This window comes from Rhizobium sp. Root149 (assembly GCF_001427345.1).
In the GTDB taxonomy this organism is placed as follows: domain Bacteria; phylum Pseudomonadota; class Alphaproteobacteria; order Rhizobiales; family Rhizobiaceae; genus Neorhizobium; species Neorhizobium rhizoryzae.
In genome coordinates, this window is the sequence record NZ_LMGD01000004.1 from 52339 (window position 1) to 73683 (window position 21345).

The 21345-nt window shown below is 61.2% G+C and carries 21 protein-coding genes; 14 read left to right on the plus strand and 7 right to left on the minus strand.

From position 1 onward, the window contains the following. Positions 1-115 precede the first annotated feature (115 nt). The 8 genes from ASD54_RS04990 (at position 116) to ASD54_RS05025 (ending at position 13021) form a co-directional block, all read left to right on the plus strand. Positions 116-1870 (plus strand): penicillin-binding protein 2, encoded by a 1755-nt coding sequence (locus tag ASD54_RS04990; RefSeq protein WP_062553525.1) that lies wholly within the window; start codon positions 116-118, stop codon positions 1868-1870. A 160-nt stretch (positions 1871-2030) separates the two neighbouring features. Continuing rightward, on the plus strand, positions 2031-2303 hold the full coding sequence (locus ASD54_RS04995; protein ID WP_062553526.1) for a hypothetical protein: 273 nt from the start codon (positions 2031-2033) through the stop codon (positions 2301-2303). A gap of 277 nt (positions 2304-2580) precedes the next feature. Further along, complete coding sequence (locus ASD54_RS26885; protein ID WP_018326273.1) at positions 2581-2757, plus strand: hypothetical protein; 177 nt, start codon at positions 2581-2583, stop codon at positions 2755-2757. Positions 2758-2938: 181 nt separating this feature from the next. After that, positions 2939-3976 (plus strand): DUF3991 and toprim domain-containing protein, encoded by a 1038-nt coding sequence (locus tag ASD54_RS05005; RefSeq protein ID WP_062553619.1) that lies wholly within the window; start codon positions 2939-2941, stop codon positions 3974-3976. Positions 3977-4040: 64 nt separating this feature from the next. Continuing rightward, a complete protein-coding gene (locus ASD54_RS05010; protein WP_062553620.1) occupies positions 4041-4646 on the plus strand; it encodes a DUF1419 domain-containing protein in 606 nt (201 codons plus the stop codon). A gap of 86 nt (positions 4647-4732) precedes the next feature. After that, positions 4733-9823 (plus strand): DEAD/DEAH box helicase family protein, encoded by a 5091-nt coding sequence (locus ASD54_RS05015; RefSeq protein ID WP_062553527.1) that lies wholly within the window; start codon positions 4733-4735, stop codon positions 9821-9823. 550 nt (positions 9824-10373) lie between these two features. Beyond that, entirely contained in the window at positions 10374-12131 is a 1758-nt protein-coding gene (locus ASD54_RS05020) for a ParB/RepB/Spo0J family partition protein (RefSeq protein ID WP_062553528.1), read from the plus strand. Beyond that, a complete protein-coding gene (locus tag ASD54_RS05025) occupies positions 12128-13021 on the plus strand; it encodes a hypothetical protein (RefSeq protein ID WP_062553529.1) in 894 nt (297 codons plus the stop codon). Before ASD54_RS05020 ends, ASD54_RS05025 begins: the two co-directional genes overlap by 4 nt. A gap of 169 nt (positions 13022-13190) precedes the next feature. On the opposite strand, the gene ASD54_RS26470 is transcribed toward ASD54_RS05025, so the two are convergent. Continuing rightward, a complete protein-coding gene (locus tag ASD54_RS26470; protein ID WP_062553530.1) occupies positions 13191-13712 on the minus strand; it encodes a hypothetical protein in 522 nt (173 codons plus the stop codon). Between ASD54_RS26470 and ASD54_RS05035 the strand changes: the two genes are divergently transcribed. Further along, entirely contained in the window at positions 13711-14298 is a 588-nt protein-coding gene (locus tag ASD54_RS05035; protein ID WP_062553531.1) for a hypothetical protein, read from the plus strand. The genes ASD54_RS26470 and ASD54_RS05035 overlap by 2 nt on opposite strands. 277 nt (positions 14299-14575) lie before the next feature. Next, positions 14576-15499 (plus strand): zincin-like metallopeptidase domain-containing protein, encoded by a 924-nt coding sequence (locus ASD54_RS05040; protein WP_062553532.1) that lies wholly within the window; start codon positions 14576-14578, stop codon positions 15497-15499. Between the two features lie 3 nt (positions 15500-15502). Here ASD54_RS05040 and ASD54_RS26890 read toward each other — a convergent pair whose 3' ends face one another. Beyond that, positions 15503-15676 (minus strand): hypothetical protein, encoded by a 174-nt coding sequence (locus ASD54_RS26890; protein WP_200958442.1) that lies wholly within the window; start codon positions 15674-15676, stop codon positions 15503-15505. A 457-nt stretch (positions 15677-16133) separates the two neighbouring features. Here ASD54_RS26890 and ASD54_RS05045 point away from each other — a divergent pair, with 457 nt between their 5' ends. The 3 genes from ASD54_RS05045 to ASD54_RS26900 all read left to right on the plus strand — a co-directional run bounded on the left by ASD54_RS05045 (position 16134) and on the right by ASD54_RS26900 (position 17371). Continuing rightward, positions 16134-16442, plus strand: coding sequence for a DUF736 domain-containing protein (locus tag ASD54_RS05045; RefSeq protein ID WP_018326263.1), 309 nt, complete (start codon positions 16134-16136; stop codon positions 16440-16442). 320 nt (positions 16443-16762) lie between these two features. Next, on the plus strand, positions 16763-16933 hold the full coding sequence (locus ASD54_RS26895; protein ID WP_200958443.1) for a hypothetical protein: 171 nt from the start codon (positions 16763-16765) through the stop codon (positions 16931-16933). A 264-nt stretch (positions 16934-17197) separates the two neighbouring features. Further along, positions 17198-17371 carry a hypothetical protein gene (locus ASD54_RS26900; protein ID WP_200958444.1) on the plus strand — a complete coding sequence of 58 codons (174 nt, stop codon included), beginning with the start codon at positions 17198-17200 and terminating at the stop codon, positions 17369-17371. Positions 17372-17411: 40 nt separating this feature from the next. Here the strand turns inward: ASD54_RS26900 and ASD54_RS05050 are convergent, their stop codons facing one another. Next, entirely contained in the window at positions 17412-17903 is a 492-nt protein-coding gene (locus ASD54_RS05050) for a thermonuclease family protein (RefSeq protein WP_244484680.1), read from the minus strand. Between the two features lie 29 nt (positions 17904-17932). Further along, positions 17933-18199 (minus strand): WGR domain-containing protein, encoded by a 267-nt coding sequence (locus ASD54_RS05055; RefSeq protein WP_062553533.1) that lies wholly within the window; start codon positions 18197-18199, stop codon positions 17933-17935. A gap of 205 nt (positions 18200-18404) precedes the next feature. Here ASD54_RS05055 and ASD54_RS05060 point away from each other — a divergent pair, with 205 nt between their 5' ends. Further along, the gene (locus tag ASD54_RS05060; RefSeq protein ID WP_062553534.1) at positions 18405-18623 is read left to right on the plus strand and encodes a hypothetical protein; all 219 of its coding nucleotides are present in this window, start codon (positions 18405-18407) and stop codon (positions 18621-18623) included. A gap of 172 nt (positions 18624-18795) precedes the next feature. On the opposite strand, the gene traG is transcribed toward ASD54_RS05060, so the two are convergent. Genes traG through traC form a run of 3 tightly spaced genes read right to left on the minus strand, consistent with a single transcriptional unit; the run spans position 18796 to position 21233 of the window. Then, a complete protein-coding gene (traG, locus tag ASD54_RS05065) occupies positions 18796-20730 on the minus strand; it encodes a Ti-type conjugative transfer system protein TraG (RefSeq protein WP_062553535.1) in 1935 nt (644 codons plus the stop codon). After that, positions 20717-20932 (minus strand): type IV conjugative transfer system coupling protein TraD, encoded by a 216-nt coding sequence (gene traD, locus ASD54_RS05070; protein WP_062553536.1) that lies wholly within the window; start codon positions 20930-20932, stop codon positions 20717-20719. The genes traG and traD overlap by 14 nt, the downstream gene beginning before the upstream one ends. A gap of 4 nt (positions 20933-20936) precedes the next feature. Continuing rightward, positions 20937-21233: a conjugal transfer protein TraC gene (gene traC / locus ASD54_RS05075; RefSeq protein ID WP_062553537.1), complete on the minus strand. Its 297-nt coding sequence runs from the start codon at positions 21231-21233 to the stop codon at positions 20937-20939. Positions 21234-21345 lie beyond the last annotated feature (112 nt).

Consider the following 21345-nt stretch of genomic DNA (forward strand, 5'->3'; position numbering starts at 1 on the left):
AACGCCATCAGACGTTTCAATTCTGCGTTGGCTGTCAAAGAGGCTGTGTAAGATCCCGAATATCCAGCCGACAGGGTCCCCGCGTCGGCGAACGGTTCTCGTAGGTCGGATTGCAATGCTTTCATTCGTCGTGCGGCTCAGGAGCCGATCGCATATCAGCATGAAGAGCCGGATGGGCGGCACTGCCGTGAGGGTCGCCGAATCCAGCGCTCAACGCAGGAAACAGGCGAAGCAGCGCTTAGGTATCCTGATCGCGGGTTTCGCAGTCGTCTTTTCCATCGTCGGCGGCCGCCTCGTCTGGTACGGCTTTCGCGAGCCGCTCACGACCGCCTCGATCGGCAACCCGACGCTCGTCGCCTCACGCCCGGACATCGTCGACCGCAACGGGGAACTGCTCGCGACCGACCTCAACATGATATCGCTTTATGCGGACCCCCGACGCATCGTGGATCCGAACGAGGTCGTCGAGAAGCTTTCCGCAGTGATCCCCAACCTCGACTGGCGGGAGACGCACCATAAGCTGCGCTCTAAGACGGCCTTCCAGTGGCTCAAACGCCAGCTCACTCCCAGGCAGCAGGCCGATATCCTGAACTTGGGCATTCCAGGAATCGGCTTCAGGCCCGAGAAGCGTCGTTTCTACCCCAGTGCCGAAACCGCGTCCCACATTGTCGGCCACGTCAACATCGACAACCAGGGCCTGGCCGGGATGGAGCGTTATCTCGATCAGCAGGGTCTCGCGGACCTTCGCCAGCTCGGCATGACGAGCGGCGCGCCTCTCGAACCCGTCAAGCTGTCGATCGACATCCGCGTCCAGACCATCGTCCGCGATGTCGCGGCCACAGCTATGAAAAATTATCAGGCCGAAGCGGCCGGCGCGGCGATCATCGATGTCGACACGGGCGAAGTCGTCGCCATGGCATCCGTGCCTGATTACAATCCGAACGAACCTTCGCGAACCCTGCCGGACGGCAGCGTGGACAAGGAGTACGAGAAGGGCTGGTTCAACAGGATGAGCAATGCGACCTTCGAGATGGGGTCGACGTTCAAGAGCTTCACGCTCGCAATGGGACTGGATGCCGGGAAGATCAACCTGAACACCGTCGTCGACGCTACGCGCCCGATCCGGATGGGCGGTTTCACGATCAAGGACTTCAAAGGCAAGAACAGGGCGCTCACCATTCCAGAGGTCTTCCAATACTCTTCCAACATCGGCACGGCGGCTGTTGCTGACAGGGTCGGTATCGAGGGTCATCAGGAATTCCTGACGAGACTGGGTCTTCTCTCGAAGATGGATACCGAGATGCCTGGTGTCGCGACACCTACTCAACCGCGTACGTGGAAGAAGATCAATTCTGTCACGATCTCGTTCGGGCACGGTGTCGCGACGACCCCGTTGCAGACGGCCGTCGCGGCCGCTTCCCTGATCAATGGCGGCAAGCTTCTGCCTCCAACATTTCTGCCGCGCGATCGGGCGGTCGCTGCCGATCTGGCGAAGGTGGTGGTCAAAGATTCCACAAGCGCCGACATGCGTTACCTGTTCACCTGGAACGGTCTGAAAGGATCCGGACGCGGCGCACAGGTGGAGGGCTTCAATGTCGGTGGAAAGACGGGCACCGCGGACAAGGTCATCAATGGACGCTACGCCAGCAATGTAAACTTCAACGCGTTCGTCGCGGCCTTTCCGATGGACAAGCCCAAATACATCGTCCTCAGCATCATCGATGCACCGAGGACTGGCGAACATGGCGGTCGGACGGCAGCCTCGACTGCCGCGCCGATGGTGAAGCAGATAATTTCCCGTTCAGCTCCATTGCTCGGAGTGAAACCGCGTTTCGGAATCGGCGAGGGTTACCTACTAGCTGATTATTAAAGTTGACGAGAGTTTACTATGCGCGAACTTAAGAAGCCAGTTCCATAAATATGCTTATCTGATTTTTGCTAAGCAACTGAAATGGTGCATATAATGCCACCTCTCTATCATTCGGATTTTGTGGTAACTTGCCTCTGTCGCCACCGGTCTCGAGAGATTGATGATCCTCTTCCTCACGCGATGGCTCGCACATCGCCGGGCGATACGGCGGCGATGGCAGGCTGACGCCAGGCTTCTCGTAAGTTCGGATCCAGCCGGGTCCTACTACGAAGCACAGCGCCGTGCGTTCCATAGCCGGTCCAGTGGTGATATCGATGAGTTCTGGCACTGGTCGAAAGTCGCAAGCGAGATAGCCCGGATAGAGTCACGCGCTGAGATGAACTTCGCTGTTCTCAAAGCCTTGTCCGATCAGGAAGAAGCCGGCCGTCGCTGACTGGTGGGCTGGTCAGACAGATGCTCGGCAACAAATGCCGCGCTGGCTTACGTGAACCATCTCTGCCGGATACCTCAATTCCCGCCGAAGCAAACCAATCCCGCTCTTCATTGATGGCGTCCTGGACCATGTCCGGATCTCCGTCGATCAACCCGCTATCGGGGTCGGCTAGCAAGCTGCCGCCGCTTGTCTTCGACTGCGCGGTGATCGCGACCGTCCCCGGTCCTTTGCGGAGCCATCGAGCGGGATTGGCCTGCTCCGGACGGAGGTTTCTCACATGGCACAGGATCTTGCACTCGCCCAAAGCCACGCATTTTCGCTTTCCCGCATCCTCATGGTTCCCGTCACCCTGTTCAAATCCGGCGACGAATTCGGCGTCCTTCCGTCCGACGAACTCGATGACGAAGACGATCTTGAGATCGTGCATGAATATTTCCCCCGCGGGTCTCATTGAGACCCGCATGTCCCTGCCGCTGGCGACCTGTCGGCCGCAAGGGAAGCTTCGCCGCAGCATTATGCTGCAACTTTTGTCAGTTGCGTGCTGCGCCCTTGCCCCCTTCGCTCTTCCCGGCGGGTGGAAGGTGACCCGCAAGTTGCGAGAAGAAGAAGGGACGGCCGCTAGGCGGCTGAAAAATATGAAACGAGAAGAGTTGGAGGCGCTGCGCGCCAAGGTGAGTTGCGAAGCCGTGCTGGAACGAGCCGGTTACGAAATTGATCTGAAGGAAAGCACGCGACGCGCCGTCAAATACCGGCGTGGCGGCAACATCGTCATTGTCACGCATGACGGACGCGGCTGGTTCGATCCGCTCAGCGACGAGAAAGGCGATGTATTCGGCCTTGCCATGTTCCTGGAAAGGATCGCATTCCCGTCCGCAACGGACGCGGTCGCGTCAATTGTCGGGTATCAACTTTCCCGGCCGGAATGGAGGTCCTCGCGGTCTTCCGTGCCGGTAAAAGACATTTGTGACCGTTGGCGCAGCCGGCCCACGCCATCGCCCGGATCCGGTGCCTGGCGCTATCTGTGCTGGGCGCGCTGGATCCCGACGGCCATCGCCCGGCAGGCCATTCGAGAGGGTGTCCTGCGGGAAGGACCCTTCGGCAGTATATGGGCGGCCCATGTCGATAGCGAGGGTCGCGTCGTCGGCTGGGAGGAGCGCGGTCCCGACTGGCGTGGCTTTGCCACTGGGGGCTCGAAGGTTCTTTTTCGCCTCGGACCAAGCGATGCTTCTCGTCTCTGCGTTACCGAGGCTGCGATCGACGCGATGAGCCTTGCGGCACTCGAAGGTCCGCGCGAGCAAACTCTCTATCTCAGCACTGGCGGTGGGTGGTCTCCGGCGACAGATGCCGCGCTTGCCGAACTTGCTGCGCGGCCGGGACTGACACTGGTCGCGGCCACGGATGCCAATTCCCAAGGGGATGTCTACGCAGAACGATTGCGTGCGCTCGCCGAGGCGTACGGCTGTGACTGGCAGCGGCTACGTCCGCCGGCAGAGGATTGGAACGCGGTTCTTCAAAACAGGGAGAGGGAAAAACGGGAAAGGAAGACCGAAGGGAATAACGAGGCCTGCCGCATGCGCGCCGGCCGCATCAAGGGAGGCTTCGCCCGGCATGCGCCGGCCCTTGACCCGGCCGGACACGAGGCCGGCAGCGCGGAAGGGGTCATGAAGGACTGAAGAGAATGGCAAGGTCGAAACGACAGTGCTGCCTTCGGTCCCAAACCCCGAAAGGACCAAGCTGATGACCTCGATATCCCTCCCCCGCAAAGTGTTTCAGGGTGTTGCCAAGCGGGCCGACATGTTCCGCATGTTCGACCGGCACGCGATGCGCCCCGACCGCTTTGATGGCGATCAGTCTGCCGTCTATGCAGGCGAATGGTTCGAGATCGATGAAACCTCCTACTCCTATATGCTGGACATTCTGCCGCCGCTCTGGATGCGCGGGCCGATCTTTGCGATGCGGGAGTTCATGACCGGTTCGGTGACATCGGTCTTTTACGCGATCCGGATCGATGAAGCGGTCCGCTACTTTCATACCTATTGCGACCTCTCCGACCCGAACTCTGTGGAGGCGATGCGGTCTGCTATCCTCGACCGCGAAACCCGGCCTGTCCGGGCGATGAGCCGCGAAGAACGGCTCGAGCATATCTGGAGCACGACTGCGGACGACTATCGTGGATATGCCAGTGACCGCTGGCCGAAGCCAATGCAGGGCCATCGCACGGTGATGCTCTACGGCGGCAAGGAAGGCACGTTGCTGAAGCTGCTCGATACGCTCAGCGACGACGAGATTGCCGCCAAGCTGCCGGTGCATTTGCGCCACCTCCCCTCACCCTTGGCCGCCTGAGTCAGACCAATTCCCCAACTTCGCACTGCAGCCGGTCGAATTCTCGACCGGACGAACGCGCACGCCCTCATTCCAAGGAGCTTTCCATGAGTAACGACCCGTTTACCTTTGACATGTTCGGCAGCTCTGCCCTGTCCTCCGGCCTCGGGCTGGACGTTACCGCCTTCGGCGGCTTCTCGCCTGATGCCGCCAATGATGACGATCCGGATCCCGTGCCGCCAGCACCCGCCTCCGCCTTGCCTATTGCTGCCACGCCTGTCCGGCGAGCGAGGCTTCGGGCAAACTTTTATCTCGACGGCGATCGCAATCTTGGTGCCTCGTGGAAGGAGCGAGCCCGGGCAAACGTAGCGGCGATTCTCGTTGCCGATGGCATTGCCAAGCAGGACCGGCCGGCAACGCCAAAGGAACAGGCGCAGCTGATCCGTTTCACCGGCTTCGGCGCTGGCGAGTTGGCTAACGGCATATTTCGCCGGCCGGGCGAGGTCGATTTCCGGCAAGGCTGGGACGATATTGGCTCTTCGCTCGAGACTGCGGTTTCCGAATCCGACTATGCGTCGCTCGCCCGCTGCACCCAGTATGCGCATTTCACGCCTGAGTTTATTATACGGGCGATCTGGGCCGGCATAAAAAGGCTTAGCTGGCGCGGCGGCCAGGTGCTGGAACCGGGCGTCGGCACCGGGCTGTTCCCTGCCCTAATGCCGGAACGTTATCGCAATGCCGCATATGTCACCGGGATCGAGCTCGATCCGGTCACAGCCCGTATCGTCCGCCTGCTTCAGCCTAGGGCGCGGATCATCAATGGCGACTTCGCCCGAACTGATCTCGCACCGATCTATGATCTCGCCATCGGCAACCCACCTTTCTCCGACCGCATCGTCCGTTCGGACCGGGCCTACCGGGCGCTCGGCCTGCGCCTGCACGACTACTTTATTGCTCGGTCGATCGACCTCTTGAAACCGGGGGCGCTCGCTGCCTTTGTGACCTCACATGGCACGATGGACAAAGCCGATAGCACTGCGCGGGAGCATATCGCCAAGTCTGCCGACCTGATCGCGGCGATCCGCCTGCCCGAAGGCAGCTTTCGCCACGACGCCGGCACTGATGTCGTCGTCGACATCCTCTTCTTCCGCAAGCGGAAGGCCGGAGAGCCGGAGGGAAATCAGCTGTGGCTCGATGTCGATGAGATAAGGCCGGCCACAGGCGACGATGTCGCCATCAGGGTCAATCGCTGGTTCGCCCGCCATCCGGACTTCGTGCTTGGCACACACGCCCTGACCTCCGACCCGTTCGGCGAGACCTACACATGCCGCCCACGCGATGGAGAGGATCTCGAAACCGCCCTTGCTACTGCCATCGAGCTTCTGCCGGCCGATCTCTATGACGGCGAGCCGACACCGATCGATATCGATCTTGAGGAAGAACTCGGCGAGATCGTCGATCTGCAGCCTAAGGGCGGGACTGTTCGCGAGGGCAGCTTCTTCGTCGACCGGGCAAAGGGCCTGATGCAGATGCTCGACGGATCAGCCGTGCCGGTCACCGTCCGCAAGGGTCGCTCAGGCGATGGGGTACCGGAAAAGCATATCCGGATCGTCTCAAAGCTGATCCCGATCCGCGATGCAGTGCGTGAAGTGCTGAAGGCGCAGGAGGCCGATCGGCCATGGCGAGATCTCCAAGTGCGATTGCGCATCGCCTGGTCGAGTTTTGTGCGCGATTTCGGGCCGATCAACCATACGACCGTTGCGATCCAGGAGGATGCCGAGACCGGCGCGGTCAAGGAGACCCATCGCCAGCCTAACCTTGCACCTTTCCGCGACGATCCCGATTGCTGGCTGGTCGCCTCGATCGAGGATTACGATCTGGAGACCGACACGGCGAAACCGGGTCCGATTTTTTCCGAACGCGTGATTGCTCCGCCCGCGGCGCCGACGATCACCTCTCCTGCAGATGCGCTCGCCGTCGTGCTGAATGAACGAGGCCACGTCGATATCGACCATATCGCCGAGCTGCTGCACACCGATGCCGGAGCCGTGGTCGATGAGCTAGGCGAGGCTATCTTCCGCGATCCGGCGGATGGAGCGTGGAAGACAGCAGACGGATATCTCTCCGGCGCCGTCCGCACCAAACTTGCCGTCGCACAGGCCGCCGCCGAGCTTGATCCGACCTATAAGCGCAATGTCCGCGCCCTAACCGATGTCCAGCCGGCCGATCTTCGACCGTCCGACATCACGGCTCGTCTCGGTGCACCGTGGATTCCGGCCGCCGATGTCGTCGCCTTCGTCAGGCAAAAGATGGAGGCCGATATCCGCATCCACCACATGCCGGAACTCGGGTCCTGGACGGTGGAGGCCCGTCAGCTCGGATACAGTGCCGCCGGCACCTCCGAATGGGGGACCAGCCGTCGCCATGCCGGCGAGCTTCTCGCCGATGCGCTAAACAGCCGGATCCCACAGATCTTCGATACCTTCAAGGATGTCGATGGCGAGCGGCGCGTGCTGAATGTCGTCGATACCGAGGCGGCGCGCGACAAGCTACAGCGGATCAAGCAAGCGTTTCAGGACTGGGTCTGGACAGATCCCGATCGGACCGATCGGTTGGCCCACGATTACAACGATCGCTTCAACAATATCGCGCCACGCAAATTCGACGGCTCTCATCTGAAACTTCCCGGTGCCTCAGGCGCCTTTGTTCTTTATGGACACCAGAAACGCGGCATCTGGCGGATCATTGCCGATGGCTCGACCTATCTCGCCCATGCCGTAGGCGCCGGGAAGACAATGACCATGGCCGCCGCCATCATGGAGCAGCGCCGGCTCGGCCTGATCGCCAAAGCCATGCTGGTCGTCCCCGGCCATTGCCTGGCGCAGGCCGCTCGCGAGTTCCTGGCGCTCTATCCGAATGCGCGCATTCTTGTGGCTGACGAGACCAACTTTACCAAGGACAAGCGCGCCCGGTTCCTGTCACGGGCGGCGACGGCAACTTGGGACGCGATCATCATCACGCATTCTGCCTTCCGCTTCATCGCTGTCCCCTCGGCCTTCGAGAGCCAAATGATCCAGGACGAGCTACAGCTCTATGAGGACCTGCTGACCAAGGTCGACAGCGAGGACCGCGTCTCGCGCAAGCGCCTCGAGCGGTTGAAGGAAGGATTGCAGGAGCGGCTTGAAGGCTTGGCGACTCGCAAGGACGATCTGCTGACGATCTCCGAGATAGGCGTCGATCAGATCGTCGTCGATGAGGCACAGGAATTCCGCAAGCTCTCCTTCGCCACCAACATGTCGACGCTGAAAGGCATCGATCCGAACGGCTCGCAGCGCGCCTGGGACCTCTACGTCAAATCCCGCTATATCGAAACGAGAAACCCGGGCCGCGCGTTGGTTCTCGCCTCCGGCACGCCGGTCACCAACACGCTCGGCGAAATGTTCTCGATCCAGCGCCTGCTTGGCCACGATGCACTTGCCGAGCGTGGGTTGCACGAGTTCGATGCCTGGGCATCATGCTTCGGCGATACTACGACGGAACTCGAAATCCAGCCGTCCGGCAAATGCAAGCCGGTCAGCCGCTTCGCTTCCTTCGTCAATGTTCCCGAACTGATCGCCATGTTCCGCTCGTTTGCGGATGTCGTCATGCCCGAGGATCTCAGGCAATATGTGAAGGTCCCCAACATCTCGACCGGGCGCCGGCAGATCCTGACGGCCAAGCCGACGGCTCTGTTCAAGACCTATCAGCAAATGCTCGGCGCGCGCATCAAGGCGATCGAGCAGCGTGAGGGACCGGCTAAGCCCGGCGATGACATTCTGCTATCGGTCATCACCGATGGCCGCCATGCGGCGATCGACCTGCGCTTCGTCATGCCGGGGTCTGAGAACGACGAAGATAACAAGCTCAATCTTCTCGTCCGCAACGCCCATCGGATCTGGAAGGAAACTGGCGACTCCACCTATCGTCGCCACGATGGCAAAGATTTTGACCTGCCGGGCGCCGCGCAGATGATTTTTTCCGATCTCGGTACGATTAATGTCGAAAAGTCCCGCGGTTTCTCAGCTTACCGCTTCATCCGCGACGAGCTGATCCGGCTCGGTGTCCCGGCATCGCAGATCGCCTTCATGCAGGATTTTAAGAAGACCGAGGCCAAGCAAAGGCTGTTCTGCGATGTCTGCGCCGGCAAGATCCGTTTCCTGATCGGGTCGTCGGAAACGATGGGCACCGGCGTCAACGCCCAGCTTCGGCTGAAGGCCCTCCACCATCTCGATGTCCCATGGCTGCCGTCGCAGATCGAACAGCGCGAGGGTCGGATCGTTCGCCAGGGAAATCAGCATGATGAGGTCGATATCTTCGCTTACGCGACGGAAGGCTCGCTAGACGCTTCGATGTGGCAGAATAACGAGCGCAAGGCCCGCTTCATCGCCGCGGCACTGTCGGGAGATACCTCGATCCGGCGGCTGGAAGATGTTGGAGAAGGTGCGGCCAACCAGTTCGCCATGGCGAAGGCAATTGCTTCCGGCGACGAGCGCCTCATGCAGAAGGCTGGGCTGGAAGCTGATATTGCCCGGCTCGAACGGCTGCGGGCTGCTCACGAAGACGATCAGTATGCCGTCCGTCGGCAGATGCGTGATGCCGAGCGTGAGATCGAGGTCTCGACCCGGCGCATCGGCGAGATCAGTGAGGACATCGCTCGGCTTCGACCGACAGGCGGTGACGGTTTCACGATGATGGTGCTTGGCAAAGAATATACCGAACGCAAGGAAGCCGGTCGCGCGTTGATGAAGGAGATCCTCGCGCTGCTACAGCTGCAGAGGCAAGGCGAGGTGCATCTGGCGACGATCGGCGGCTTTGACCTCGTCTATGAGGGTGAGCGGTTTGGCAAGGGCGATGGCTATCGCTACGAGACGCTGCTCCAACGCACCGGGGCAGAGTATGAGATCGACCTTTCGATCACGGTCACGCCGCTGGGCGCGATCTCACGGCTGGAGCATGGCCTCGACGGCTTCGAAGAGGAGCGGCGTCAGTATCGTCGACGTCTCGACCAGGCCGAGCGCCGTCTGAGTTCGTATCGGTCGCGCATAGGCGGTGCCTTTCAGTTCGGCGATGAACTCCGTGACAAACGAAAGCTACTTCGCCAGGTCGAGGAAGACCTGGCGGCCTCTGCCACCGTCAATGCAGACCAGATCGCCGCATGAGCGGCGCAAGCCCAGGCCGTTCTTGTCACCCGGGCTCCACTCCCATCGTGGCTTTGACCAGAGATGGCGGGTAGAGACTTGAAATCTCTCGACCTCGACCATATCTGCCAATCACTTCCCGTTCAGATGATGTCCTGCCGATGGCGCTTGGCCATGGTTTTCGACGTTGTCCGGGTCAGACAAAGGGCGCTCCCCTCGCGGGTCGAGCGCCCTTTTTGCGTTTCAGTTTCCTGGCAGGGTTCTTCGTGTCGATCGCGCCTGTCCGTGCGCGAGCCGGCTCTCCGGAAGAGAAGAGGAAATAAAGGGAGGGAAAGAACCGGTCGCCGATCGGTCCTCCTGCCGACGCGTGCGCTCAACCGCCGCCTGCGCCATCCCGGCTACTCGTTCTTCGCAGGGCTGTCAGCCCCGCTCGTCCTTCACAGCAGGGATGCTCGGCCGCAGTTGCGTCAGTCCGGCCGTTCGGCGGTCCTGGAGGTGTCTTCGAGAAAAATGAAGACAGGTAGGGCTGGCAAGGCGCCGGTCCGGAACTCTCTAGACAAGGACAAATCCCATGCAGATCATGAAGGTTGACCCGCGCGCTCTGAAGGAAAACCCCGACCGGATGCGCCAGTCGAAGTCCTCGCCGCAGGCCGATGCGCTGATGCTGGCCACGATAAAGGCCGTCGGCATCGTCCAGCCGCCGGTGGTGGCGCCGGAAACCGATGGTGGAAACGGCTACATTATCGACGCCGGGCATCGTCGGGTCCGCCTCGCCATCGCGGCCGGTCTTGAAGAAATCGAAATCCTCGTCGTTGATGCAGCCAACGACAATGGCGCGATGCGTTCCATGGTCGAGAACAGCGTTCGTGAAGCGCTAAATCCCGTCGATCAATGGCGAGGTATTGAACGCCTTGTTGCTCTCGGCTGGACCGAGGAAGCGATCGCCGTCGCTCTCGCTCTTCCTGTCCGCCAGATCCGCAAGCTGCGCCTGCTCGCCAATGTCCTTTCGGCAATGCTCGAACAGATGGCGCTGGGCGACATGCCGTCCGAGCAGCAGTTGCGGGTGATCGCAGCGGCGGGCCAGGCCGAGCAGAAGGAGGTCTGGAAAGCGCACAAGCCGAAGAAGGGCGACACCGCTCCCTGGTGGCAGATCGCCAATGCGCTGACCAGGAAGCGCATGTACGCCAGGGATGCGAGCTTTGGCGACGATCTCGCCCAAGCCTACGGCATCGAGTGGGTTGAGGATCTCTTCGCGCCCGCCGACCAGGATGGTCGCTACACCACGAACGTGGAGGGCTTTCTCGGCGCCCAGCATGAATGGATGACGAACAATCTGCCGAAAAAGGGTGCGATCGTCGACGTCAACAGCTGGGGTCAGCCGGAGCTGCCAAAGAAGGCTTCTCAAGTCTACGGAAAACCGTCCAAGTCCGACCACGCGGCGCTCTACCTCGATCGTGACGGCAAGGTGCAGACGGTGCATTACCGCATGGCCGAGGCGGCGAAGCCGAAGGGTGCTGCTTGCGACGGATCGGTCACTGGCGGCGATGACGCCAACGCAGTCGCCACGCCGAAAGTCCGGCCGGACGTCACCCAGAAGGGCCATGATATGATCGGCGATTTCCGCACCGACGCCCTGCACGATGCGCTTGGCCGCGCTCCGATCGAAGATGACATGCTGATGGCGTTGATGGTCTTGGCCTTCGCCGGGCAGAACGTCCGCGTTGACTCCGGCGCAGGCGGGACGTTCTACGGCGGCAAGCGCTTTTCGCGTCATGCCGTCGGGCTGTTTGACGAGCATGGCAAGCTCGCCTTCGATCAGGACACGCTTCGGGTTGCCGTGCGCTCCGTACTGGTCGATGTACTTTCGTGCCGGAGGGGAATGTCAAACAGCGGCATGGTCGCGCGTATTGCGGGCGATGCGATCGGCGCTGACGAATTCCTGCCGAACATGGGCTCGGAGGACTTCCTCTTGTGCCTGTCGCGTCAGGCGCTGGAAGCCTCCTGCGCCGAGGCGTCGGTCCAGCCAAGGCAGAAGGTTCGCGAAACCCGCGCAGCGTTGGTAGAGCATTTCGCGACCGAGCACTTTGTCCATCCGTCGGGCCGCTTCGCGCCGCCGGTTGACGAACTGCTCGAATGGATCCGGGCAGGCGCTGCCGCGGATGTCATCGGCGCGGGGTCCCAGGATGTCGGGGACAGCGATCTCGACGATCCATCGGACGTTCAGGCAGAACAAGAACTCAAAGATGTGGTCGACGGCGAGTCGCAGGATGCGGATCTGCCCGACCACGATGATCAGGACGAAGACTTCGATCAGAGGGCTGCCGCATGACCGCCGCCCTCCAGTCGAATATTGCAGTATCCACCCCCGATCTTTCGGGGGTGGAGTTTGCCACCAGTGCGGACGGCTTGCCCGTCGCCCGCATTGATGACCTGGTCCTTGCAATGGTCACAACACCCAGCGGCTTTGCTTTTCTAGCGAGCGCGGTTGCTGTCCGTCGGCCACTCGCAGACCTGACACGGACAGATTTCATCGGGCATGATGGTCGGGTCGCCAATGAGGCCGAATTCCGGGTGCGCGTCGCCGAAACCGCTGGTCAGAAACGCGATCTGGCCAAGCTGAACCGCGTGCAAACCCGCATGTCGGCCAGCACACCATGGGGCAGATCGCAGATGGCGGTCGTGTACGCAGAGGGCGTCGTCGCCCATAGCACGGCTGGCCACGGCGGTCTTCACCTCTCTGCCGAGCGCAATGCCAAAGTCCATCCGCTGCTTCGGAAGGATACCCCATGGTACGAAGAGGACAACGAATGGGCGATCGTGGCGCTGAGCTTTCCGGATCTGTTCACCGGCTATGAGAGATCCCTGGCGGAGAAGACCATCCGCAACACCTGGCCGGATGCCTGGGAGGCGATCCACCGCTGCAAGCTGGCCGAGGGCGAAAGTTCGCTCAAGGATCGACGGGCGTTCGATCAGCGTCATGCGGCAGACCATGTCGTCATATCGGCAATATTCTCCGATCAGCACTCAGGCATGACCGAGGTCGTGGCGGTCGTCGGCGGTGATAGAAGGGCCAGCGACGATGAGCGTCGCTTTCTGGTGCCGAGCGACGAGTATGCCGGGCGCGGCCGGTTCGGCTTTGTCATCGATCCCACCCGTCATGCTGAGTATCGTGGGCCGTCCTCGTTCATAGGAAGGCGAAGCCGGGGTAGCGGATCATGATCGACATCTTCGCTTCAAACCCACTGGTGAAAGCAATCGGTGCCCGGCGCGAGACCCAGCGGCATCTCGATTGTCTGACCCGTCAGATTGCTGCGCGCGCCGGACGACAGGCGCTTACTGTGAGGGTCCGGAGCCGGGCGCGACGCCGGTCCGGTCCTCGCCTTTATCGTCATGAGCTGGCAGACCGACTGGCCTTCGAAAGGTGGGCGAACTCGATACGCTCGCACATCGGTTGGCATTGCAACAGCAAGTCATCGACGAACTCGAACTTTGTGGAGATCCCGCCTTTCCGCCCGTAGCGGGATAGGTGGACCCAAGGAGGCTGCGGCGGGGTGGCTCCTGCCGTCTGAGGTTTACCAAAGGATGCAGGCTTGGACATGTCGTTCCCCGCCGGCTTGCGACCGATATCGGACCCGTGCCGACTGCCCTTCTTTTCGTTGCGGTCTGAACCGGCGGCCGGTCGTTTCAAGGCCGCTGTCGCGCCGCGGGGCGGCCGATCCAGCCTCTCTGCGCGAGGGCAAGCCCGCGGTCTGCGCAGGTTAAAGCCTGCTGGCCCGCAAACCTGCCCTGCTGGCTCAGTCGGATCGGACCTGTGAAGCCGCCCGTCCCTTGCCGGTTCCTGGTCGTCCGCATCGAAGGGCAGACCGGCACGGGCCGGAACCACTTCGGCAGCAAAGGAAGGATCAGACATGGCCAAGCCAACCACCCCCAATCGCTCCAACGCTCGGGTCTCGCAATCTCGCCGCGGCACCACCCTCGAAATGGTTCGCCTCTCCTGCCCCGACGCCACCCAGGCGCTGAAGATCGCCGAAAGCTTCGGCACGGCCATCGTTGACAGCGATGGCATCCGCAGCCTGCATGAGCGGCTGATCGTCGAAACAGCCGAAAGCCTCTCCGAAGGCTTGGGAGACAAGGCCATGCAGATCCATCTGCAGCGTATCGTCGGAGCCTTTGTCGGATCGGCGCATGGCGCCGGGCAGTTCTACTCCCGCGCTGTCACCGAGGCCCGCGACGCTACCGCCAAAGCTTCCAACGACGCTCGCGATGAGGATCTCGACGGTCCGGTCGGATACGATAGTGCCGCCCAGCGCAAACGGGAATTTGCCGCTGATATGGGCGTCCAGTCCCACGCGCTGCGCATGGCGGCGGAGGGCGCAGTCTCCGCCTACGAACAGGTCATCGGCGAGACCTGGAAGCCCTTCGACCGTCCGGTCGAGAACCCCGGCGCGTCGCTAGATCGCAAGGCGGCCGAAACGCAGATGGCCGCCTTCGGATGACACTATCGGCGGGGCAGTGCCCCGCCCTCTTGCTCTTCTACCGCGGCTGGCGCCTGTACGCGCCGGCCTTTTTCCATGTCGAACGAGAAGCTTAAGACGTACCTATCGCGGCCCGTCCCGCTCGGCGGTCCTGCAGGAGCCGGGCACCCATACAACGGCTTTGCCGTCCTCCACGCTGTTTCGGCCGTTCCGGTGCATGGCCGCACCATCGGCCCCTGACTTCGGACCTCCGTGACGGACCGCGATAGGCGCGGTCCTGAGAAAAGGAGAAGAAGTCATGACGAAGAAAGCGGAATCGAACCGTATCGACATCTACACGCGCATCACCGATCGTATCGTCAAAGATCTCGAACAGGGCGTTCGTCCCTGGATGAAACCATGGAGCGCCGCCAACACCGATAGGCGTATCACACGGCCCATGCGCCATAACGGCCTTCCCTATTCCGGCATGAACGTGCTGCTCCTGTGGTCCGAGCAGATGTCACGGGGCTTTTGCTCCACGATGTGGATGACCTTCAAACAGGCCCTCGAACTGGGTGGAGCCGTGCGGAAGGGCGAAACGGGCTCGACGGTCGTATTTGCCAGCCGCTTCACCAAGTCGGTAGCCGACGGAAACGGCAATGATGTCGATCGGGAAATCCCGTTCCTGAAGGCATATTCGGTGTTCAATATCGAGCAGATCGATGGTTTGCCCGACACCTATTATGCTCCGCCGGCAAAGGTGCGGGATCCCGTCGAGCGGATTGAAAGCGTCGATCGCTTCTTCCGCAACACCGGCGCGGTGATCCGGCACGGCGGCAACCAAGCCTACTACTCGCCGGTCATGGATTACATCCAGATGCCGCCCTTCGAGGCGTTTCGCGATGCTGCCGGATACGCGGCCGTCCTCAGTCATGAGGTGACGCACTGGACTGCAGCAGACCATCGGGCCGGACGTGATCTATCCCGATATGCCAAGGACCGGACGGAACGCGCCCGCGAAGAACTTATTGCAGAGCTCGGCAGTTGCTTCCTCTGCGCTGATCTCGGCATCGCGCCAGAGCTCGAGCCGCGACCCGATCACGCGTCCTATTTACAGTCGTGGCTATCGGTGCTGGCCAACGACAAGCGGTCGATCTTCCAGGCGGCGGCCCATGCGCAGCGCGCGGTGAGCTTCCTGCATTCCCTGCAGCCGGAAGCGGATCTGAAGGCTGCGGCCTGAGGTTCAGGCGCGGTCGTCACCACCGGTGGCGGCCGCGTGATCCATGTCGCGCTGGTCTTGAAGACCTTGTGCAATATCAGCATCCAGCCTTCCCCAAATCGACGGTTTTGCAGCGTCGGGTTTTGGTTTCCGGGATGGCTTGCGTTCAATGATGAAAGGCTTGGTCTGCTGACGCATTGTTCCTCCAGGCTGGGATTCGCGTGTGCACGATATCGCATGGCGTATATCCAGCAAGCCGGCCAATGTTTGCGGGACCGTTTCCCCCAACGGATGCATGCGGCGACGGCCGTGCTAGTGAGGCGATGGATCGGGTGCCATTTGTGCCCTGGGGCGAGAGCGGCGGAACACCATTGCCATATCCCTTCACGTTAGAGTTTCCGGCAACCCATCTGCGGGCTCGATGAGGCATGTCTGACCGGAGACCGGCTGCGCCTCGATCGTCTTCCCGCAACGACAAGGCTCAGATTTCTTACCCCGGACCCCTGTGGGCTCCTCCTCTCCCACTAACAAATCTGCGACTTGCCGCCCTCCATTTCATTGCGGCCCTATTGGGTGCGGTCCGATCGTCACCGGTCTGTTCGACAGCCATCGAGGCCGCGATGGGCGCGGCCCGAACACGAAAAGGAATATCACAATGGCAACCATCGGCACATTCACCTCCACCGAAAACGGCTTCACCGGCTCCATCCGCACGCTCGCCCTCAACGTCAAGGCCCGCATCGCCCGGGTCGAGAACCCCTCCGACAAGGGCCCGCAGTTCCGCGTCTACGCTGGGAGCGTTGAGCTAGGTGCCGCCTGGCAGAAAACCTCCGAACAGGGGCGCGACTACCTCTCGGTCAAGCTCGACGATCCGAGCTTTCCGGCTCCGATCTACGCAACGCTTGCCGAAGTTGAGGGCGAGGATGGCCTCCAGCTCATCTGGTCCCGCCCGAACCGAGACTGATTGACATCACGGGGCTCCGCCACCAGCGGGGCCTTCTCCTCTGCCGAAAATCAAAGCCGGACCGGGCATCGAGCCAGGTCCCGCTTTTTTGGGGTGCCCTACGTGAGCGGGGAAGCTGCTCAGAATGAGCCATCGTACCAAGCGGGCATCGCGGCCCCAAGGATGAGCGGTTCCCCCAATTTACTCCACCCGCCCGATGGGCAGGTTACGCAAATCGGCTCCCCCACTCCCCGGCTCTGCCGGTCGCTGGCGCGATCCCTGACCCCGCCATCCCCTTCTCGGACCGGCTTGTCATCTTTCCCAAACGTCAGGAGACGAAGATGACCTACGAACTCGAGATCCAGATTGAAGAACTGCGGGCCGAGCTGCGCAATGCTGTCGGTGACGCTGAGCGCCGTCAGATCCGGGCCGAGCTTGAAATCGCCCAGGCGCAGCTGGCCGTCGCTGCTGCCGAGAGGGAGGGCCTTGCAGAAGCCGAACCGCCTTTCTGAGGCGGACGACGTCGTTCACGATCATCGTGACCAACCTGCTGCAGGTTTCCGGTCGATCTCATTTCATCGACATTGGGAATGATGCGGATCGTACGGCGCGCCGCAACCTGATGCCGGCAGAATTTTCCCCACCTTCGGTTCCTCGCGCAGCAAAATTCAGCCGTCCTCAAGTCCTCCGCTGCGCTTCGGCCGTGACCGGTGCAGCACTCCTTGCCGATCCGCATTTCATCCCCGCGACGAAACTTAATCGACAGGAGAAATCATATGCAACAGCTCGCCAAGTTCCTCAAAGCTACCGGCCGCCGCCTTCGCACCCTCGCCAAGGTGATCTGTCACTTCTTCCGCAAGGGAAAGCTCGGTTTGAAGATCGCGATCAAGATCCCGTTCTTCGTCGAGGTCGAAATCAATTTCGAGACCGACTTGGACCGACGGCGTTAAACGCCATACCGGCCCGTTTCACCGGGCCGATAAGCTATTCTCAGCACCATGGCTCTTGTCGGCCGCTCCATGTCCTGGCGAGACCTTCCGAAACCAGAATATCGCCCAGGCTCCGACCGTCTCTCACCAGCACGCGAAGTTTGCGACCATATCGGTCGGTGTCACGCCCCGGCCATGCTTTGAGTTCGAAAGGCCCCTCGTTGATGAGTTCAAGTATTCTGTCCGTGGCGCGGTTGCCAAGTGCCAGCTCCGACGAGCATTTCGGCTCGCTCACCTCCGGCGTGTCGATGTCAGCGATACGGATCTTCTGGCCATCCAACCAGATCGTGTCTCCATCGACGACGCAGGCCTTGTGCGAGCCTCGGGAGCACATTTGAAAATGCTCGTTGACCGTTGATGTGCTTTCGCTCGCATAGGCCTTGTCGCCTATCGCAGTTTGCACAGCTGGACACACTGCGATCATCGCGACCAAGATCAGTTTTATGATGCCCCGCGTTTGCCGATGATCAACATCACCTGGTCTGCTGTTCATGCCTGTCCCCCGAATCCTGGTGCCGTCTATCAGATATCGGTGCACGATTGCCGAACGACAGCTGCGTAGCCGCGGCGCTTCTTCTGTCGGAGGAGGTCGAGAAAGAGAGCCACCGCCTCTCGTTCGGTCTCGAAATGCTGGCTCATTGTCTGGCCTTTCGTTCCGATACGTCCCCAACGCCGCATCAGGCAAGCCTCCCCAAACAGGTTAGGCTCGATGGCCATCGCGTAGAAACGGGCCATGTTTTTCGAGAGGTCCGTTTTCTCGACATGGAGGTTGTAAGGCTGAGTGGTCATGCCGACATGATCGTGTTTTCAGGATTCGCCGTCCAACGAGAGTTGTGAATCGTTCGAGCGTGATCGATTCAAATTCGTGATGCATCGACGGACAACGGCAGGCGTCTATCTGCCTGAATGGGAACCTGGTCAACATCGGTGCCTCGCGCTTGCTCTTGCGTAACGTCTATGGAAAGAGCCGCCGGACCAACTTCAGGAGGGGCAGATGGAAGATGCTATCCAGATCGACAACCGCGGCGACTTCGGCCTCTGGGCCATCGAAGTGGCCAAGCAGATTGTCGGGGATCAGGGGTTTGAACTTGCCCGTGCTTCTCGCGATGGTTCTGAAGACGACGTTCGCGTGGCTGGCAACGCTCTTGGCCAAGCCATAACGAACGCTATAATGGAGGTTTTCGACGGACTCACCGAAGGGACCTCCGACTAACGGATGACTGTTTGAAGCAGAATGCCTCGGTCGGGGGCAGTCGGTCCCGGCTTCCGCTTACGCGGCGCTATGCTAAGCCTCCTGCGGCTGCCCGATATCCGACCGAAGCATGTCGAGAATTCCCGAAATCACGCCCTACCGGTCGTCGCTATGCTGATTTCTCCGATGCTCTTCATTCTTTATGTGCAGGCGCGTCGCGCCGTAGAAACCTGCTCCGCTCCACGCAAGCGGTCATATCTTTCCGCCGGAACCAGATGGCACGGCCGCATCTGAGTGGCGGATTGCCTGCCGTGAACACGATCTGCTCGTCCGCCCTCATGCGCAGCACTTCGTGTGGCTGGATCAGAGGGCGGGCAGCCAACTGCTTTGACCGCGTCCGCGACGAGCCGCGTGACTGGAAGCTGCGACTAACCTGATCGATTTCGACCGTCGTCATGCCGCAACGACGAGAGATGTAATCGGCGGTTTCCGGATCGTTTATCGCTGCAAAACTGATCCAGCTCGCGCTCTCGAACCACTTGCTGGACGCGTCGCGCCCGCCATAGGTTTCGCGCAGCTGGCCGATTGACTGATAGATCATCGTCAGCGTGATGCCATACTTCCGGCCGGCGTCCCGCGCGGTCTCCAGAATACGCATGTAACCGAGGCGCGCGATCTCATCTAGGAGGAACAAGGCGCGCCCGTTCATTGCGCCGTCGCGATTGTAGATTGCGTTCAGAAACGAGCCGATCACAACGCGTGCCAATCCAGCGTGGGTCTCCAGCGTCTTCAGGTCGATGTTGATGAAGACGTCCGTCGTCCCCGACGCGATGTCCTCCGTGCGGAATGTCGATCCAGAGACCAGCGCCGCGTAGTTCTGATACGAGAGCCAATGCGTTTCCTTGATCGCGTTGGCGTAGACGCCGGAGAAGGTTTCCGGCGTCATGTTGACGAATGCGGCAACGTTCTCTTTCACGAAGTCCGATTCCGAGTTGTCGTAAATGTCCTGCAGACGTTGTCGCAGTTTCGGCTCGGGCTCGGACAAATTCTCGCGGACCTGGCGGAGCGTCTGCTTTTCCTTGGGCGTATGGCCGGACAGGCAGACATCGGCGATGATCGCCGTCAGGAGCTGAAGGCCGGAGGCACGGAAAAAGTCGTCGCGGACTCCACTCGCGCGGCCATTGTCGCTCATGATCCATGATGCGACAGATGCGATGTCCTCCTCCTTCGTGCCGCCATACTGGCCGACCCAGTCGAGAGCATTGAAGCCGATCGCGGGTTTGCGCGGGTCGAGGATCCTGACCCGCCTGCCCGCTGCTTCACGGTGTTTAGACACCATGGGCGCAACCTCATTCGAGGGGTCGAGCACGATGAGTGCCCCACCCCACTTCAGCGCGGTCGGGATCGTCACCGAGGTCGTTTTGTAACCGCCCGATCCGGCGAAGACGATGCCATGCGAGGAACCGAACGAGCCATCGAAGCAGAGCAGCGGTGACTTGCCGCCGGCGCCCCAGGTCTCACTGTTAGCGGCACGGAACGAAACGGCGGCGACACCGTCGCGGTCGACGCGATACCGTTCGCCGACGACGATGCTCCCGGTCGTCGGGAACAGCTTGTCGGCTTCGGCAAGTTTCATCCAGTCGGCCTCGCCGTGCAAGGCGCGCTTGCCGATGATGCGTTTCGGCACAGCTCGCGCGAAGGCGGCGTTGCCGACCATCGCCACGCGCATCGCAAAGCAGCCTGACATGAGTGCGGCGGCTGCGCCGATCGTGGTCGAGGGATCAAGATACGACAGAGCAGATTTTCCCGCTGGCACCTGCGCGGCGAGCGCGGCGAGACGCACGCCTTCACGCAAGCAAGCCATCAGGATGGCCGCGGCGTTTCCGATCACAGCACCAACGCCCGCGGCGCGAATGTTTGCGGACCCGGCCGTTGCGAACAGGAAGATCAGGCCGAGGGTCGCGGCCGCCACGTATGGCGCCGCGACCCCTGCCCGTCCCAATGCAAGCTTTGACGCCTCGGTCTTTCCGAAACCGGCAAGCCATGTTTCGATGCCAGTCATCAGGAACACGGTCGCCACCATCATGACTGCGGGCAGAAAGACGAGAATGATCCTATTCGCCTTCATTGCCGAACGCCTCCGCGCCGACCGCTGTCAGTCGTGCTCGCTCATTGTCGTCGGACTTCAACCGCTTCTGCAGGTCGAGAAGCGCGCCGAGAAGAAGTGCGCGCTTCTCGAAGCGAAGGCCGGCTTTGACGATCAGGCCTCCAAGCTCGATCTTGTCGCGCGTGTCCTTCTTTCGGGCATCTGACGTCACGTTCCTGCTCATTCGCTCAAGCCTCACTAGCGCTGCCCGAAGCCGCGCCAGGCGCGAGCGCTTCGGACTGCCCGCTGCCCGTGCTGCTTTCGCCCGCCCCTTTCCGTCCGCTGGTGCCGGCCTTGCCTCCGCGAAAGCGTTTTGCCAGTTCCTCTAACGCTGCCTGAAGCTCCGTCTCCTCGATTTCGATGTCGCCAAGACCCGCACGAAGCGCGACGCGGCCGATGCGCTCGGCCTCTCTCGTTTCGGCGTGCTTGAGCTGCTCCTGGAGCTTGGCAATTTCTTCGCGGATCTTGGAGGATGGCTTCTTCATATCTGGATTGTCCCCATTGCTGCATGATGTGGTTCACGCAGCCAGAGTCGCTCAGATCGGCGTGCCGATCTACTAACAGAAATGCGAGTAGGCGCAGCCTACGCTTTTGAGC

What these genes read in the sequence shown, in the direction of transcription:
- ASD54_RS04990 (WP_062553525.1), top strand. Translation starts at nt 116, where the DNA reads ATGCTTTCATTCGTCGTGCGGCTCAGGAGCCGATCGCATATCAGCATG.
- ASD54_RS04995 (WP_062553526.1), top strand. Translation starts at nt 2,031, where the DNA reads ATGATCCTCTTCCTCACGCGATGGCTCGCACATCGCCGGGCGATACGG.
- ASD54_RS26885 (WP_018326273.1), top strand. Translation starts at nt 2,581, where the DNA reads ATGGCACAGGATCTTGCACTCGCCCAAAGCCACGCATTTTCGCTTTCC.
- ASD54_RS05005 (WP_062553619.1), top strand. Translation starts at nt 2,939, where the DNA reads ATGAAACGAGAAGAGTTGGAGGCGCTGCGCGCCAAGGTGAGTTGCGAA.
- ASD54_RS05010 (WP_062553620.1), top strand. Translation starts at nt 4,041, where the DNA reads ATGACCTCGATATCCCTCCCCCGCAAAGTGTTTCAGGGTGTTGCCAAG.
- ASD54_RS05015 (WP_062553527.1), top strand. Translation starts at nt 4,733, where the DNA reads ATGAGTAACGACCCGTTTACCTTTGACATGTTCGGCAGCTCTGCCCTG.
- ASD54_RS05020 (WP_062553528.1), top strand. Translation starts at nt 10,374, where the DNA reads ATGCAGATCATGAAGGTTGACCCGCGCGCTCTGAAGGAAAACCCCGAC.
- ASD54_RS05025 (WP_062553529.1), top strand. Translation starts at nt 12,128, where the DNA reads ATGACCGCCGCCCTCCAGTCGAATATTGCAGTATCCACCCCCGATCTT.
- ASD54_RS05035 (WP_062553531.1), top strand. Translation starts at nt 13,711, where the DNA reads ATGGCCAAGCCAACCACCCCCAATCGCTCCAACGCTCGGGTCTCGCAA.
- ASD54_RS26470 (WP_062553530.1), bottom strand. Translation starts at nt 13,712, where the DNA reads ATGTCTGATCCTTCCTTTGCTGCCGAAGTGGTTCCGGCCCGTGCCGGT.
- ASD54_RS05040 (WP_062553532.1), top strand. Translation starts at nt 14,576, where the DNA reads ATGACGAAGAAAGCGGAATCGAACCGTATCGACATCTACACGCGCATC.
- ASD54_RS26890 (WP_200958442.1), bottom strand. Translation starts at nt 15,676, where the DNA reads ATGCGTCAGCAGACCAAGCCTTTCATCATTGAACGCAAGCCATCCCGG.
- ASD54_RS05045 (WP_018326263.1), top strand. Translation starts at nt 16,134, where the DNA reads ATGGCAACCATCGGCACATTCACCTCCACCGAAAACGGCTTCACCGGC.
- ASD54_RS26895 (WP_200958443.1), top strand. Translation starts at nt 16,763, where the DNA reads ATGACCTACGAACTCGAGATCCAGATTGAAGAACTGCGGGCCGAGCTG.
- ASD54_RS26900 (WP_200958444.1), top strand. Translation starts at nt 17,198, where the DNA reads ATGCAACAGCTCGCCAAGTTCCTCAAAGCTACCGGCCGCCGCCTTCGC.
- ASD54_RS05050 (WP_244484680.1), bottom strand. Translation starts at nt 17,903, where the DNA reads ATGAACAGCAGACCAGGTGATGTTGATCATCGGCAAACGCGGGGCATC.
- ASD54_RS05055 (WP_062553533.1), bottom strand. Translation starts at nt 18,199, where the DNA reads ATGACCACTCAGCCTTACAACCTCCATGTCGAGAAAACGGACCTCTCG.
- ASD54_RS05060 (WP_062553534.1), top strand. Translation starts at nt 18,405, where the DNA reads ATGGAAGATGCTATCCAGATCGACAACCGCGGCGACTTCGGCCTCTGG.
- traG (WP_062553535.1), bottom strand. Translation starts at nt 20,730, where the DNA reads ATGAAGGCGAATAGGATCATTCTCGTCTTTCTGCCCGCAGTCATGATG.
- traD (WP_062553536.1), bottom strand. Translation starts at nt 20,932, where the DNA reads ATGAGCAGGAACGTGACGTCAGATGCCCGAAAGAAGGACACGCGCGAC.
- traC (WP_062553537.1), bottom strand. Translation starts at nt 21,233, where the DNA reads ATGAAGAAGCCATCCTCCAAGATCCGCGAAGAAATTGCCAAGCTCCAG.